Below are 15,495 nucleotides of genomic sequence, written 5' to 3'. Positions count from 1 at the left end.
GATGGATAAGCAGACCCTGATGTTATTCGGCGGCATCGGCGCCATTCTGGTACTGGCCTCACTGGTCGGTTTCATCCTCCAGTGGCGCACCCGTGGCGCGCCCAACCCGGTGATCGACAACCTCAATGCGCGGATCAATGCCTGGTGGGTGATGGTGCTGGTGATCGGTATCGCCTTCTGGCTCGGCACCGCGGCGGTGATCCTGCTGTTCTATGCGGTGTCGTTCTACGCCCTGCGCGAGTTCCTCACCCTGACCCCGACCCGGCGCAGCGACTACCCGGCCCTGGTGGCGGCCTTCTACCTGGCCCTGCCCCTGCAATACCTGCTGATCTACTCCGACTGGTACGGGCTGTTCTCGATCTTCATTCCGGTCTACGTGTTCCTGCTGCTGCCGATCCTCGCGTCGCTCGGTGGCGACAGCACGCACTTCCTGGAGCGTGCCTCCAAGGTCCAGTGGGGGCTGATGATCGCGGTGTTCTGCGTGTCCTTCGTGCCCGCCCTGCTGACCCTGGACATCGCCGGCTATGAAGGCCGCAACCTGCTGCTGATCGCTTACCTGGTGATCGTGGTGCAGCTCTCGGACGTGCTGCAGTACGTCTGTGGAAAACTCTTCGGCAAGCGCAAGATCGCCCCCAACCTGTCGCCGTCCAAGACCGTGGAAGGCTTTGTCGGCGGCATCCTGCTGGCTTCGATGATCGGTGGGGCGCTGTTCTGGATCACCCCGTTCAATGTCTGGCAGTCGTTCCTCATCGCCCTGCTGATCAACCTGCTGGGCTTTGCCGGCGGCATCGTCATGTCGGCGATCAAGCGCGATCGCGGGGTCAAGGACTGGGGGCACATGATCGAGGGCCACGGCGGCATGCTCGATCGCCTGGATTCGGTGTGTTTCGCCGCGCCGATCTTCTTCCACCTGGTGCGCTACTGGTGGACCTGAACCCTTCAGCCCGGTAGATGCCCCAATGGCAGGGGCCCCGGGGTTTTCACCGTGTGAATTGCGAAGTTGCTGCGGATGTCGCTGACCCCGGGGATCTTCAGCAAGTGGCCAGTCAGAAAGCGGTCATAGCCACGCAGGTCCGGGACCACCACTTGCAGCAGGAAATCCGATTCACCCGATACCAGGAACGCCGAGATCACCTCCGGCAACTGCAATACCGCCTGGCGGAAGGCTTCGGCCTCGGCATCGTTGTGTCGCTCCACCTTGACCCCGACGAACACGGTCAGCCCCAGGCCCACCTCGTCGCGGTCCAGGGTGGCCTGGTAGCCACGGATCACCCCGGCCTCTTCCAGCATGCGCACCCGGCGCAGGCAGGGTGACGGCGACAGGCCGATCTCTTCGGCCAGTTGCACGTTGCTCAGGCGACCATCGCGCTGCAGCGCGGCGAGGATCTTGCGGTCATAGGCATCAAGTTTCATGTTTGGCATATCCAGATGGTGATTCCGTTCATTAGTGGAACATTATGCCAATTTCAGCTTTCCCGTTGGTTGATTACGCAAGCACCTGCCCTGGCCTGTGGCCCTAAACTGGGCGCACCGACTCGACAACGAAGGGGGTGTAAGGTGGCGCAACTGTGGATGTATTTCCTGGCTCTGGCGGTGGTCTACCTGCTGCCCGGCCCCGACATGATCCTGCTGCTGCAAACCGGCGCCCGCCAGGGCAAGGCCCAGGCTCTGGCCACCGCGCTGGGCCTGGCCCTGTCCCGCGGCTGCCATGTGGCCCTGGCCGCGCTGGGCCTGGCGGCGCTGTTCAAGGCCGCGCCCTGGACCTTCGACCTGGTACGCCTGGCGGGCGCCGCCTACCTGTTGTGGATTGGTATCCAGTGCCTGCGGGCGAACCTGTTGCCCAACCTTGAGCCCGGCACCGCCGCAGCCACGCCCCTGCGCTGGCGCGAGGCGATCCAGCGCGGCCTGTTGACCAACCTGCTGAACCCCAAGGCATTGCTGTTTTGTTCGGTACTGCTGCCGCAGTTCGTCGATCCCCAGGCCGGTGCGGTGGTCCCGCAATTCATGACCCTGGGGGTGCTGCTGGTGGCCGTGGGCGGCCTGTTCGACTGCTGCTACGCCCTGGCCGGTGCCGGGCTGGGCCGCTGGATGCAGCGCAGCCCGTCGGCGCAACGAGTGCAGCAATGGCTGTTCGGCAGCCTGCTGATCGGCTTCGCCCTGCGCCTGACGTTCGTCCAGCAGGCCTGACGGCACCTGTTGCCGCTGCCGAGCCTCGGCGAAGCTGCGCGAAGGTCCGCAGGACCTTGCCTGGCGATCCCCGGCAAAATGTTCGCCCCAGAAATCGCCGCGACCGCTGCGTCGGAGTGCCGCCCAGCTCGTACGCAGCCTGCCGCAGCGGCTACAGGATCCTGGGCACGCTTTTATGTCGCCTTGTGCGAGGACACCGCGCGGCGGCGTCGGAACAGGTAGGCCGCCCCCAACAGCAGCACGCCGGCACCGGCGCCGGCAGCCAGCCTGTGCTCGGCCACCGCGGAACGGGATGCGTCCAGCCACTGGGTCAGGTAGCGCTTGTTGGCGCTGCCGAAGTCCGGTTCCTCACAGTTCATGCCGAAGTTGCCGGCCCACTCCACAAAGGGACCGTTCTGCACATAGCGCCGGTAGTACTCGATCTCGGCATCGCTGCCCCGGGTCCAGCGCGCCGCCTTGCACAGCACCGCGGCATAGGCCTGGCTGGTGTGGGGCAGGAAGTCCGCCGCCTGGTTGCCCAGCTCGCCGGCCACGTAGCGATAGTGGTAGCGCACATCGGGTTCGGCAGTGGTGGCCTGCTGGCGCTGCACTTCGTCGGCACTGATCAGCGGGCCGGCCTGTACCGGAGGGATTTCCAGGCTGTAGCTGCCCCACAGGCTGTGGTAGTCCGGACCCATCTCGTAGCCGAGGATCTCCATCCCCGAAGCCCGTGCCAGCTTGCCCGCCTGGTAATAGGCCTCGGCTCGCCGTGTTGGCAGCCAGGCCGACTCGGCGCTGCGCCGGTACTCGCCGTAGGCCTTGGCGATAGCCTGGCGCTCGGGGGTGTAGAAGTAGCCCCAGCCCTCTTCGTAGCGGCCCTCGCGCAACAGCCGCCGGCCCAGCAGTTCGCGCACCTGGGCGGCAATCGGCAGGCTCTCGTAGTAGGCATCGGGCTGCTGGGGGACGAGCGGCGGCGCCGGAACCTGGGTGTCGACGAAATGCTTGAGTTCATCCAGGGTCAGCACCCGCTCAGCCACGGTTGCCGCGTCGTGCCAGTAAATGTCGCCACTGCGGTAGAGCAGCTCGAACGCCTGCACATAGTCGCCACGGTCCAGGGCCAGCACGGCGCTTTCGCCTTCTACCCGGCAGCCCGGCTTGAGGTCTTCGTAGTTGCCGTCGTAATCACCGCGAAAGCCCCAGCTCTCTTCCCGGGGGAAAGCCGCGGCGGCCTTGGCATAGGCCGCGGCAGCCGCCACCTTGTCGCCGTTGCGCACGGCCATCTTGGCCCGCAGCCACCAGGCCAGGCCGCCGTCGCCGGCATGTTCGAGCAACTGCTGGGTGGTGACGAAATCGCCGTTCTGGTAATTCAGCGCCGCCAGGCGGTCGGCGTTGTCGAAAGTGCCGGCGGTGCCCTGGCTCAGCAGCTTGATCAGTTTCACCTCGGATTCCGGCCGTTCGCCGAAGGACCAGCCCAGGTGCGAGACCAGCGAAGCGGTGAGCAAGCGCGCCACCGAAGGCTGCTTGAGCTGCTCGCGCAACTGCGCGTCCGACAGGCCGCCCAACTCCCCCACCACCTGCTTCAGCGAGCTGTAGCCGACGTCCGAACCCATCAGGTTCTGGCTGGCATACAGGTCGATGGCCTCGCTCCAGTGGTTCTGGTTCTTCAGAATGCGCGCCTCTTCCCCCAGGCTGGCGATGCCCAGTTCCAGGGGGTCGCTGAAGCCGTCGATATTCAATTGGCGGGTCTGGGCGAACGCCTGGCGCGCCGCCAGCAAAGTGTCGCTGCGCCCCTGATCATCCAGCTCGTTGGCTTCTTCACTGATGGCTTGCAGGGCCCGGCCCAGGGAATAGGCGGCCCAGGTACTGCGCAGCGCCCGCTGCTCGGCGGGCAGCGCCAGCACCTTGCGGAAATACTCTGCCGCCCGCTCGTGATCCCCGGCGCTGAAGGCCACCGCGCCCGCGGTGTAGAGGTTGATCTCCGGCGGCAGGCTGGCCCCTTGCTGCTCCGCCAGGCGCGGGTCATTGAGCGTGCGCAACTGCCTGACCAGGGTTTTCTGGGCGTCGTCCAGCCCTTGCTGTTCGGCCCAGTTACGCTCCTGCACCTCATAGCTTTCAGGCAGGTTGTAATCGCGGCTGAAGCCATCCTGGACGACTGGCTTGAGCCCGACGATGGGCTTGCCCAGGCGGCTGACCTCGAACAGGAAACTGCCTTCCGGCAACTGCGCCAGGGTCTGCGGGCGATCCCCCAGCAGGCGCATGGGAAAGGTCGGGCCGCACGCCAAGGCCGGGGCCAAGGGCAGGCACAGGCTCAGGCACAGCAGGTAGCGGGATCTAGGGACGAACATGTGCAGCTCCTTGGTCAATTTTTGTACAGCGGGCCCAGCCCACGGCCCGGGTGCCGCCCGCCGCCAGACGGCCGGCCTGCTGGCGGGTCAATAGCAGCTGGCCGTCACGCAGCTCGGCGGCATAACCGCCCAGCCCGTCGAATCCGTCGCATTGGGCAACGGCCAGGGTCAGTTGTTCAGGCAAAGGGCGGTCGAGATTGCCCGGGTTGTCCAAGCGGATATCGAAGAGACCGTCCTGCTCCTGCAGGCTGATGCCCAAGCGGCTGTCCAGCACGTCTCCACGGGCCACCGCGCGCAGGGTATCCAGGCTCCAGGCGCGGACATCGCCCTTGAGCGGCAGGCGAAACCAGATCAGCCCGGCCAGATGGGCCGGCGGATCATTGCGCAGGGTCTTGGCCAGTTGGCTCAGTTGCTCGGGGTCGGCCATCAGCTCCCGACGCTGGCCCCGGCGCGCAATGGGCGCCTCGCTTTCCACCACTGGAGCCTGGGCGGTGCCGGGCAGCAAGGCCACGCCGTAGGCAGGCAGGGCCAGGTAGAACGGCTTGTCGCTGACCCCAGCCCAGCGCCTGGCCCATTGTTCAGCCTGGTGCGGGTCGAACAGCCCGCGCCGGGGGTCGCTGACCGCATGTACCTGGAGCACGCTGCTGTCGACCTGAGCCAGCAGCCCGGGCAACTCGCGGCTGTCGAGCCAGGCGGGCAGCGCGGTGATGCTAAGGGCCAGTTGCTGCGGCAGCACCTCGCGCAGCCGCCGCAGGAGCCCGGCATAGGCCGGCAGCCGGGCGCTGCCGGCGTCGTGGTCGATCTCCAGGCCGGCCAGGGTCAGGCCCTGCCCTTGCCAGTCGGCCAGCAGTTGCTGCACCTGCTGGAGGATGTCGTCCTGGTTCAGGGACGGCAGTTGGCCATCCAGGCGCACCACCGCAATCAGTGGGCGACCGTCTTGCTTGAGCAAGGCGGCGTCGATCCGCGCCCGGCTCCAGCCGGCCTGTGGAAAAGCCTGCAGGGCCAGCACCCGGACGGTGGAAAAGTCCGCCCGCGAGCCTGCCAGGGCGTCGGCGTGGGCCGGGGTCCACTGGCGTTGCCAGATATAGAGCTGCTGATCCAGGGGCGGCCCCTCTTCATGACGACAGGCATTGAGCAGCAGCCCGCAGACCAGCACGGCGCAAAGACGGAGCAAAAACCGGGGGAGCATGAATCGTTGATTCCCTTTAACGCAAAAGCCCCGGAATACCGGGCGCCATACACCTGATCGACATCGCCTGTAGCCGCTGCCGGGCCCGCGAGGCAGCGAAAAGAACCGCAGGGCCTTCCCCCCTCACTTACAACCCGCAGCTACTGCGACAAAGCAGCCGCCAGCCTACGCAGCAGCGCGGTTGGCAGCAATCGCCGCAAGGAGTTTTTCCCGCTTCTACAGGTCCAGCACCAACGCTGGCACCAGGTTATCCACAGCCGCCGGCACCGCGCAGCAGATCAGTACCTGCCCCGGATCCGGTAACTGTGCAGGCACCTGTGGATAATTCACCTGGCCGCTGATCAACCGAGTCTGGCAAGTGCCGCAGGAGCCGCCACGGCAACTGAATGGCGGATGCAGGCCGGCACTCTCCGCCAGTTGCAGCAGGCTGCCGCTGGCCGGCTCCCAGGACAGCTCCCGGCCGGCCTGCTGGAACCGCACCGCCACGGCCCGGGTGGCGGCAGGCGGTTGGGCAAAGGGCACGGCCTCGGGGTCCGGCCGGCGGCGCAGGGTCGAAGGGCCGAAGGTTTCGGCATGGATCTGCCGGTCGTCGATATCCAGGTCCCGCAGGCTGTCGTACAGGCCCTGGGTAAAGGCCCCGGGGCCGCAGAGCACGAAGTCTGCGCGGTCAAGATCCAGGTCCGGTTGCGCCAGCAGCAGTTGCACATCGATGCGCCCGCAATGATCGAAGCCAGCACCCGGCCGGGCCCCGGCTTCCGGCTGGCTGAGCAGGCGCAGCAGCCGCACTGAATCCCCAGCCTGCGCCAGCAGGGTTTGCAGCTCCTTGGCAAAGGGTTGCTCGGCAAGCGTGCGCGAACCCTGGATCAACCAGGTGGGCCGGGTATGCCGGGTGCGCAGGCCCTGGTACAGCACCTCCCGCAGCATCGACAGCAACGGTGTGATGCCGACCCCGGCCGCCAGCAGCACCAGTGGCTGTGACGACAGCGCATCGGCAGTGAAACGCCCCTGTGGGGCGCGGGCCTGCAGCAAGTCGCCGACCTTGAGTGCCTGATGCAGGTGGCGGGAAACCTGGCCCTCGCGCTTGACGCTGATACGCAGAAAATCATCGGAAGGCGCGCTGGACAGGCTGTAGGTGCGAATCAGCGGCTGGCCGTCGAGCACGACCTGCACGGGCAGGTGCTGGCCGGGCACAAAGCTCGGGGCGCCGGCTGCATCCGCCGGCTCCAGGTAGAAGGAGCGAATGCTGCTGCTTTCGTCCTCGATCCGGGTCACCCGCAATGGCCGCCACTGCTGGCCCAGGGCCGTGGCGCGCAGCCGAGCCTCGGCTTGCGGCCAACTGCCGGTCAGCAGGCTGTTGGGGGAAAAACCCTGCAACTGCCAACGCAGGGACAGCGCCGCCGGGCGCCGTACCAGCCGCTCCACGGTAAAGCGCCACAACCGCTCGGCGCCCTGGAAGGCCTTGACCAGCGGCCCGTCGTGGATGATTTCGGTGCGGCCGCTGAGCTGCAGCAACTCACCGCTGTGAAAGTCGATGAACAACAAGCCGGCCCGGGGGTTGAGCAGCAGGTTGCCCAGGGTGTTGAAGTGCAGGTTGCCGGCAAAATCCGGGATGGTCAGGCAATTGCCCTCGACCCGGACGAACCCGGCCTGGCCGCCACGGTGGGACACATCCACCGAGCGCTGGCCGTCCAGGTCGACGTAGCTGGCGACAAAGAAAGTGTCGGCGCCACCGATCAGGGCCCGAGCCTCAGGATCCAGGCCGTCGCGATACTGTGCCGGCCGGCTGGCGGGGTCGCTCAAGGGCACCTGCTGCAGCTCGCGCTGCTGGATGTATTGCGGGCAATTGCCGAACGCCTGTTGCACCGTCACGCTGAAGCCGTGGCGGTCCACAGCACTGACCCGGCCATTGAGGCGGTTGCGCCGCCGGGTGTGCAGTTCAATGCCCAGCAAGCCCAGGGCCGCACCTTCCTGCAACTGCACGGGGTCGTCGGCGGCCGGCAGGCTGCCCAGGCGCAGCCGGGTCGCCTCGGGGGCCTGGGCGAAACCGGGCGGGCCTTCGAGAATGCTCGCCCAGGGGTTGCCCTGGGCATCCACCGCGCCCACCAGGATGAACGGCAACTGCCCGTAGAACTGCCGGTGCTGATCCGGCATCGCCTGGCGGATCACCTTGGTGCCAAAGGCCTCCATGCGCTCGGCCACTCCGGCCCGGGCCTGCAACTGCCGCTCGCCGGCATGCCAGGGGGAACTGCTGCTCATGGTGCTGCCTCCGCAGGTGCGCCTCAGGTGCTTTTGAGCCCCGCCGCCGTGGACGGCATGGGCACGAAGCCCGGCAAGGCCTCGATCCGCGCCAGCCAGGCCCGCACGTTGGGATAATCGGCCAGGGACACGTTGCCCTCCGGCGCGTGGGCGATATAGCTGTAGCCGGCGACGTCAGCGATGGTCGCCTGTTCACCCACCAGGAACGGCCGGTTCGCCAGTTCCTGGTCCATGACCTTGAGCAGGCCGTGGGCGCGGGCAATGACCTCCTCGGCATTGAAGGTGGCGCCGAACACCGTGATCAGTCGCGCCGCCGCCGGACCGAAGGCGATCGGCCCCGCCGCCACCGACAACCAGCGCTGTACCTGCGCCGCGCCCACCGGGTCGGTGGGCAACCAGCGGCCGCTGCCATAGCGTTGCGCCAGGTACACCAGGATCGCGTTGGAGTCCGCCAGCACCGTGCCCTGGTCATCGATCACCGGTACTTGGCCAAAGGCGTTGAGGGCCAGGAATTCGGGCTGCTTGTGGGCACCCTGGGCCAGGTCGACAAAGATGGTTTCGGTAGGCAGGTCCAGCAGCGACAGCATCAGCTCGACGCGGTGAGCGTGGCCGGACCGGGGAAAGTTGTAGAACTTGATGGGAAGCAGGGACATGCTCGACTCCGCAGGCTGGGACGCGGTCGAAGGGCCGCGCTGGCAGGGCCATCTTGGTCCATGACGCAAAACAACAGAATCACCAGAAATCGCAATCCGGCATTTCAGCCAGCGCAATAAAGCTGATCAAGTATTGAGCGATGGATGCTCGCGCAGGGCCTGCACGGCGAAATCGACAAAGCTGCGTACCCGCGCCGGCGCCTTGCGACCGCCCTGGTACACCACGTGGATCGGCAAGGGCGGCAGCTCGAAATCCGCCAACACGATCTGCAACTGGCCGGCAGCGACCTGATCGGCCACCTGATAGGACAGCACCCGGGTCAGGCCCAGCCCCAGGCAGGCGGCACTGATGGCGGCCTGGTTGGCGCTCACCAGCAGCCGCGGTTCCGGGCGCAGGCTCAGAGCGCGCCCGGCGTCGTTGAATTGCCAGTGGCGCGCCTGGCCGGTGGAGGATGGCGCAATCAGCGGAGCCTGGCGCAGGTCATCGGGGTGCTGGGGGCAACCATGGGCCGCCAGGAATCCGGGGGCTGCACAGACCACCCGGCGCACCTGGCCTACTCGGATGCTGTGCTGGCCGCTGTCCGGCAATTCGCCGATGCGCACCGCCACATCGATGCCTTCATCCACCATGTTCGCCACTCGGTCCACCAGCAAGGCGTTGATGCTGACCTGTGGATAACGTTGCAGGTAACGCACCAGCAGCGGGGTGACGAACAGATCGCCGAACAGCACCGGCGCAGTCAGGCTCAGTTGCCCCCGTGGCTGGGCGTGGATGCCGGCGGCCGAGGCCTCGGCATCCTGCACCTCGGCGAGAATGCGTCGGCAGTCCTCCAGATAACGTTGCCCGGCTTCGCTCAGGTGCACCTTGCGGGTGGTGCGTACCAGCAACTGGGTGCCGATGCGCTGTTCGAGGGCTGCCACGGCCCGGGTGACGCTGGCCGCCGACAGGTTAAGGCGCCGCGCAGCCGCGGCGAACCCCTGCTCCTGGGCGACACAGACGAACACCTGCATTTCCTGAAACCTGTCCATGTCTTATCTCACCTGGCAGCGCCCGCCCGACAGGCGCCCCGCACGCGCAGCATAATCCACGGCCACGACGTCAGGGAGCGCACCAGGTCTGCACCTCGTGCTTGTCGAATCCGGGGCAACGGTTGGTTCTGGCAATCAACCGGTAAGGTTGGTCTTGGGCGTAGGAAAAATAGAAGTAGTACTGCTGATCTTCACCGTATAGCCAATAGGAAGAGGAACCCTGGTTGATCAGGGTCGGTTCAAAGGTCCAGATGGACGATTCAGCAGGAATGAAATTGGCCCGGTCCATCAGCAGCAAGAGGCTGTTGGAGAGCACTGGGGTCAGGACTCCCAGCCCCAGGACAGCCACCATCAGAACGATCATCCATCCATGAATCAGGCGAAGTGTCATTGGTTTTCCATTAGCGCGATAAAAAATTCCGGCCTGTGCACAAGTCGGGATTCGCCGGGGCGTCCACTGGCACTCGCAGTGGATTCGCAGAACCAAAACTGTCGCACAAAAATAACGCCCTGATTTCAATTGTTTTTCGAAGATCCAACGCGGACAGGCGAGCAAGGACAAGGGTGCACCCCAGCCGTTTGGTTCCTTCCCGCCGGCGGCGTGAAGCGCGAGTGGTCCCCTGTGACGACAGACTGCCTTTCAGCTCTTGCCGCGCCCCTGGTTACTCTTTGATAATCCGCCGCTCGGGCCACCCACTGGCCCCAGGGAAGATGCGTATCGCATCGCAGGCGGAGTCTCAGCATGGATGTACAGGCCGCAGCGCGGTTGGGCGACGACATCGCCCATGGATTCGGAGTTGCTGCCATGCTCGCCGGCGCGGTCGCAGGCGCTCTCATTGGCGCGGCCATCATTGCGGCGACCGCGGCAACAGGCGGCCTGGCGGTGGTGATCCTGGCGGGTTCGGTCGCCGCCGGTGGCCTGTCGATGTTCCAGCTGGTGAAGGGACTGTCGACCATCTTCGATCTGCCCGAGCCAACCACCGGTGAACTCATAAGGGGCAGTCCCAACGTATTCGTCAACTTGCGCAATGCCATGCGTGCCGGCGAGGACGTGTCCAGTTCCTGTACCGGCTTTCCCGTGGCGCATCCCCCCTGGCCCTTCCCGGTCACCATCGCCGAAGGCAGCGCTACCGTGTACATCAACGGCAAGCCGGCGGCGCGACTGAGCAGCAAGATGACCTGCGGCGCGCATATCAAGTCCGGTAGCCCGAACACCTTCATCGGCGGTCCGACGCTGCAGGTGGAATTCGTGCTGGATATCGAGGGCTGGCTGCATACCGGCCTGGAGGCGCTGGGCCTGGTCGCCGCCGCCGGCGCGCTGGTGCTGGCCGCCATGGCGGGCCTCGCGGCCCTGCTGACCACCGTGGCGGTGGGGGCCGCGATCTATGGCGGCATGGAGTTGCTGGGCCAGCTCGGCGACCGGCTCGGCCCGGGCTACCGTGACCTGCTGCAAGGTATCGCCGGCCTGGCGCTGCTCGGCGCCGGGCCGAAAATGGCCAAGTTGAGCGCCGAACGCAATGCCGCGCGACTGGCCAACCAGTCGCAGGTGCTCGAGGTGCGCACGGCCGCCCAGGTCAACGAGGCGATGGTCGCCGAAGGCAACTTGCCGGCGTGGCTGGAAGGCACCCAGGTCAAGACCGAAATAGTGCCACCGGGAAGGCAATACCAGATGGTCGTCGCCAAGGGCCAGGCCGAAGCCATCATGCAGGGCAAGCAAGCCTTCGGAGGTTTCGCCGCCCCCGAGCCGATTCCCAGCCAGGCCTACGCTCGGGATAAACTGGTGATCCTCGATCGATTCAAGACAGACGTATCCCATGTGATCACCGTCGAAACCACCGCACCGCAAAAGATTCACAGTGGTATCACCGGCCCGCTGGAGAACTACAAGGGCGGCGTGCAGCAGGTGGAGTTCGTCGGTGACAGGAATCTGAAAATTGTCGGCACGCCTGGTGTGCTGCCTGTGGAGTGAAAGTTGTGATTAGTGATTTCGAGCGGATCCGCGAAGACGGCAAGGTCATCGACGAAAACATGACGGTGGACCAGATGATCGCCCTGGGGTGGTCTCCTTGCCGGGTCGTCGAGGCTCGCTGGCGCTGGCAGGAACAGCTCCTGAGCGTGGTCAACAGCCGCGGCCTGCTGGCGATCGTGGTGCCGGATCGGCAACACTTGGCCATCCTGTGGAACGATGACGATACGGGCGTGGCCGCAACCCTCTACGTGGTCTCCGGCGACCGCCAGCAACAGATCAGGATTGCCGACCAGTTACTGATCAATGGCCAGCTCGAGGCAGGTATCTACAGCTGGTTCGAGCAGTTCCCGCAGGTTTCGCCCAGCATCTTTACCTGCATGTTCAGCCGCCAACGTGACCAGGCAATGTTCAGGGTGGATATCGACGCGTCGACTGGCGACATTGTTTCGATACAGCATTCACGCTGAGCGCTATTCAGCGCCGCCACGCCTGAGCGACGAGCGCTGCAGGCAGGCAAAGGGAAATAACAAAGAGGGGAGCCTGGCTGGGCTCCCCTCTTGCTGTGTCAGCTTCGATGATCCAGGACCATCACTTGAGTGATCGTGAAGATTAAAGATCTGTCTCGCCGGCCCAAGAAAATATCGCCCCGAATGCCGTCGCGGAATTGTTTCCTACTGATGCTGGCAGCGGCATGGCGCTGAGATGGGCTTGCCAATTTGGCAACCCATCACAGTAGAGAGAGGCCTGATATGCCCACTTTGAATCCTGCAATCACGCTGGTCGGCAACCTTGACCAATTCAACCATGATGGTTTCGAGATCGAAGCCATGAACTTCCTCTTCGATCGCCTTGATCGTGGCAACCTGACGGTGGATGGCGAGCCCCTGTACATTGGCAATCAAGCTGTCCATCACTACACCTGGCGCGACAAACAACGTAACCGCACCTGCTCAATGTTCTACACGTATGGCAATACCCCGAGCAGTCATCTTTCGGTTTATGGCCTGGGCAAACACGTTGGTGACAACGACAAGGAATACGCGCTCTACACCTGGATCGACAAGAAAGAACAGTTGTACACCCTGGCCCCAACCCGCAGCGATTCACGCTTTCGCTCACTGCTAGCGCCCAATTGAGCCGGCGGCCATGTGACCTGCCCCATGCAACAAGGCGCTCATGTGGAGCGCCTTGTTGCAAGAGCGAGCACCTGGACGGTCACTGTGGATAACTCACTCCACGGTCACCGACTTGGCGAGGTTGCGCGGCTGGTCGACGTCGGTGCCCTTGAGCACGGCCACGTAGTAGGACAGCAGCTGCAGCGGGATGGTGTAGAGGATCGGCGAGAGAATGTCGTGGATGTGCGGCATCTGGATCACGTGGGTGCCTTCGCCATTGGTCATGCCGGCCTGCTCGTCGGCGAACACGATCAGCTCGCCGCCACGGGCGCGCACTTCCTGCAGGTTGGACTTGAGCTTTTCCAGCAGCTCGTTGTTCGGTGCCACGGTAACCACCGGCATGTCGTTATCCACAAGCGCCAGGGGGCCGTGCTTGAGCTCGCCGGCCGGATAGGCTTCGGCGTGGATGTAGGAAATCTCCTTGAGCTTGAGCGAGCCTTCCATCGCCACCGGGTACTGGGCACCACGGCCGAGGAACAGGGTGTGGTGCTTGTCGGCAAACAGCTCGGCCGTTTTTTCCACCACGCCATCCATGGCCAGGGCTTCGCCCAGGCGGATCGGCAGGCGACGCAGCTCTTCCACCAGCTCGGCTTCCACGCCGGCAGCCAGGGTGCCACGTACCTGGCCCAGGGACAGGGTCAGCAACAGCAGGCCCACCAGTTGGGTGGTGAAGGCCTTGGTGGAGGCCACGCCGATCTCGCGACCGGCCTGGGTCAGCAGGGTCAGGTCGGATTCACGCACCAGGGAGCTGATGCCGACGTTGCAGATCGCCAGGCTGGCGAGGAAGCCCAGCTCCTTGGCATTGCGCAGAGCGGCCAAAGTGTCGGCGGTTTCGCCGGACTGAGAGATGGTCACGAACAGGGTGTCGGGCTGCACCACCACCTTGCGGTAGCGGAACTCGCTGGCCACTTCCACCTGGCAGGGGATGCCGGCCAGTTCTTCCAGCCAGTAACGGGCGACCATGCCGGCATGGTAACTGGTGCCGCAGGCGACGATCTGCACATTGCGCACCTTGGCGAACAGCTCGGCGGCTTGCGGACCGAAGGCCTGGACCAGTACCTGGTTGGCACTCAGGCGGCCTTCCAGGGTGCGCTGCACCACGGATGGCTGCTCGTGGATTTCCTTGAGCATGAAGTGGCGGAACTCGCCCTTCTCTGCCGCTTCGGCGCCATCACGGTACTGCACTGCTTCGCGTTCCACGGCCTTGCCGTTGATGTCCCAGATCTGCACGCTGTCGCGGCGGATTTCGGCGATATCACCTTCTTCCAGGTACATGAAGCGGTCGGTGACCTGGCGCAGGGCCAACTGGTCGGAGGCGAGGAAGTTTTCCCCCAGGCCCAGGCCGATCACCAGCGGGCTGCCGCTGCGGGCCGCAACCAGGCGGTCCGGCTGGCTGGCGCTGATCACGGCCAGGCCGTAGGCACCATGCAGCTCCTTGACGGTGGCCTTTAGGGCCTTGGTGAGGTCTCCCAGGTCCTTGAGCTTGTGGTTCAGCAAGTGGGCGATGACTTCGGTGTCGGTGTCCGAAGTGAACTCGTAACCCAGGGCGCCGAGCTGCGCGCGCAAGGCTTCGTGGTTCTCGATGATGCCGTTGTGCACGATCGCCAGGTCGCCGGAGAAATGCGGGTGGGCATTACGTTCGCATGGCGCACCGTGGGTGGCCCAACGGGTGTGGGCGATGCCCAGGCGGCCGACCAGCGGCTCACTGGCCAGGGCCTGCTCCAGTTCGCTGACCTTGCCCGGGCGCCGCATGCGCTCCAGCTTGCCGGCATTGGTATAGACCGCCACACCGGCGCTGTCGTAGCCGCGGTATTCGAGGCGCTTGAGGCCTTCCAGCAAAATGGCGGTGATATTGCGTTCAGCAACGGCGCCAACAATTCCACACATGGTTTCTCTCCTAGCTGACAGCCGCGCAAATCAGAGTTATGCCGCGGGCCTGGATCTGGTCGCGGACCTCTAAGGGCAGGCGATCATCGGTAATAAGGGTATGGACGCTGCTCCACGGCAGCTCCAGGTTGGGAATCTTGCGGCCGATCTTGTCGGATTCGACCATCACCACCACTTCCCGGGCCACTTCGGCCATGACCCGGCTCAAACCCAGCAGTTCGTTGAAGGTGGTAGTGCCACGGGCCAGATCGATTCCATCGGCACCGATAAACAGCTGGTCGAAGTCGTATGAGCGTAGAACCTGCTCGGCCACCTGGCCCTGGAAGGACTCGGAATGCGGGTCCCAGGTGCCGCCGGTCATCAACAGCACCGGCTCGTGCTCCAGCTCGCTCAGGGCGTTGGCCACATTCAGCGAGTTGGTCATGACTACCAGGCCAGGCTGCAGGCCCAACTCGGGGATCATCGCGGCGGTGGTGCTGCCACTGTCGATGATGATCCGGGCATGCTCACGGATACGCTGCACCGCAGCGCGGGCAATGGCCTGCTTGTAGAGGGATACGGGCTGGCCAATATCGCTGACCAGTTCCTGGGGCATGGTGATCGCTCCACCGTAGCGGCGCAGCAGCAAGCCATTGCTCTCCAGAGCGGCCAGGTCCTTTCGAATCGTAACTTCAGAGGTTTCGAAACGCTTGGCCAACTCGTCAACGCTCACTTCGCCCTGTTCATTGAGCAAGGCGAGGATATTGTGGCGACGTTGAGGTGTGTTGCGTTTTGACATGATGGCTTTAAGTTTCGATTCGAAAGATAACGGAAGCAATAAAAACCC

Annotated in this window: 14 protein-coding genes; 5 read left to right on the top strand and 9 right to left on the bottom strand. The window is 64.8% G+C overall.

Annotation, left to right across the window (positions count from 1 at the left end; all coding sequences use genetic code 11):
- Position 1: 1 nt before the first annotated feature.
- Positions 2 to 934: a phosphatidate cytidylyltransferase gene (locus tag A9971_RS17245; RefSeq protein WP_041120494.1), complete on the top strand. Its 933-nt coding sequence runs from the start codon at positions 2 to 4 to the stop codon at positions 932 to 934.
- Between the two features lie 5 nt (positions 935 to 939).
- On the opposite strand, the gene A9971_RS17240 is transcribed toward A9971_RS17245, so the two are convergent.
- Complete coding sequence (locus tag A9971_RS17240) at positions 940 to 1,413, bottom strand: Lrp/AsnC family transcriptional regulator (RefSeq protein ID WP_011064366.1); 474 nt, start codon at positions 1,411 to 1,413, stop codon at positions 940 to 942.
- A gap of 159 nt (positions 1,414 to 1,572) precedes the next feature.
- On the opposite strand from A9971_RS17240, the gene A9971_RS17235 reads away from it, so the two are divergent.
- A complete protein-coding gene (locus A9971_RS17235) occupies positions 1,573 to 2,187 on the top strand; it encodes a LysE family translocator (protein WP_015637564.1) in 615 nt (204 codons plus the stop codon).
- A 173-nt stretch (positions 2,188 to 2,360) separates the two neighbouring features.
- On the opposite strand, the gene A9971_RS17230 is transcribed toward A9971_RS17235, so the two are convergent.
- The 6 genes from A9971_RS17230 to A9971_RS17205 all read right to left on the bottom strand — a co-directional run bounded on the left by A9971_RS17230 (position 2,361) and on the right by A9971_RS17205 (position 10,029).
- Positions 2,361 to 4,511, bottom strand: coding sequence for a hypothetical protein (locus A9971_RS17230; protein ID WP_015637565.1), 2,151 nt, complete (start codon positions 4,509 to 4,511; stop codon positions 2,361 to 2,363).
- Positions 4,498 to 5,700, bottom strand: coding sequence for a DUF3142 domain-containing protein (locus tag A9971_RS17225; protein ID WP_015637566.1), 1,203 nt, complete (start codon positions 5,698 to 5,700; stop codon positions 4,498 to 4,500). Before A9971_RS17225 ends, A9971_RS17230 begins: the two co-directional genes overlap by 14 nt.
- 216 nt (positions 5,701 to 5,916) lie before the next feature.
- Entirely contained in the window at positions 5,917 to 7,956 is a 2,040-nt protein-coding gene (locus A9971_RS17220; RefSeq protein ID WP_053160538.1) for a pyridoxamine 5'-phosphate oxidase family protein, read from the bottom strand.
- A 23-nt stretch (positions 7,957 to 7,979) separates the two neighbouring features.
- Positions 7,980 to 8,609 (bottom strand): glutathione S-transferase family protein, encoded by a 630-nt coding sequence (locus A9971_RS17215; protein WP_183001270.1) that lies wholly within the window; start codon positions 8,607 to 8,609, stop codon positions 7,980 to 7,982.
- Positions 8,610 to 8,735: 126 nt separating this feature from the next.
- Positions 8,736 to 9,638 carry a LysR family transcriptional regulator gene (locus A9971_RS17210; RefSeq protein WP_011064372.1) on the bottom strand — a complete coding sequence of 301 codons (903 nt, stop codon included), beginning with the start codon at positions 9,636 to 9,638 and terminating at the stop codon, positions 8,736 to 8,738.
- Between the two features lie 70 nt (positions 9,639 to 9,708).
- Positions 9,709 to 10,029 (bottom strand): hypothetical protein, encoded by a 321-nt coding sequence (locus A9971_RS17205; protein ID WP_183001271.1) that lies wholly within the window; start codon positions 10,027 to 10,029, stop codon positions 9,709 to 9,711.
- Positions 10,030 to 10,380: 351 nt separating this feature from the next.
- Between A9971_RS17205 and A9971_RS33040 the strand changes: the two genes are divergently transcribed.
- The 3 genes from A9971_RS33040 (at position 10,381) to A9971_RS17190 (ending at position 12,743) form a co-directional block, all read left to right on the top strand.
- On the top strand, positions 10,381 to 11,607 hold the full coding sequence (locus A9971_RS33040) for a PAAR domain-containing protein (protein WP_041120500.1): 1,227 nt from the start codon (positions 10,381 to 10,383) through the stop codon (positions 11,605 to 11,607).
- A 5-nt stretch (positions 11,608 to 11,612) separates the two neighbouring features.
- Entirely contained in the window at positions 11,613 to 12,074 is a 462-nt protein-coding gene (locus A9971_RS17195; RefSeq protein WP_011064375.1) for a hypothetical protein, read from the top strand.
- A gap of 282 nt (positions 12,075 to 12,356) precedes the next feature.
- Positions 12,357 to 12,743, top strand: coding sequence for a hypothetical protein (locus A9971_RS17190; RefSeq protein WP_041120501.1), 387 nt, complete (start codon positions 12,357 to 12,359; stop codon positions 12,741 to 12,743).
- A gap of 93 nt (positions 12,744 to 12,836) precedes the next feature.
- Here A9971_RS17190 and glmS read toward each other — a convergent pair whose 3' ends face one another.
- Together glmS and A9971_RS17180 are read right to left on the bottom strand one after the other, a co-directional pair.
- Complete coding sequence (glmS, locus tag A9971_RS17185) at positions 12,837 to 14,669, bottom strand: glutamine--fructose-6-phosphate transaminase (isomerizing) (protein ID WP_019095991.1); 1,833 nt, start codon at positions 14,667 to 14,669, stop codon at positions 12,837 to 12,839.
- A 10-nt stretch (positions 14,670 to 14,679) separates the two neighbouring features.
- A complete protein-coding gene (locus tag A9971_RS17180; RefSeq protein WP_169892547.1) occupies positions 14,680 to 15,450 on the bottom strand; it encodes a DeoR/GlpR family DNA-binding transcription regulator in 771 nt (256 codons plus the stop codon).
- Between the last annotated feature and the right edge of the window lie 45 nt (positions 15,451 to 15,495).

The organism is Pseudomonas sp. UME65 (assembly GCF_014170225.1).
In the GTDB taxonomy this organism is placed as follows: domain Bacteria; phylum Pseudomonadota; class Gammaproteobacteria; order Pseudomonadales; family Pseudomonadaceae; genus Aquipseudomonas; species Aquipseudomonas protegens.
Note: the sequence above shows the minus strand (reverse complement) of the source record. Positions and strands in the feature narration are given on the sequence as shown.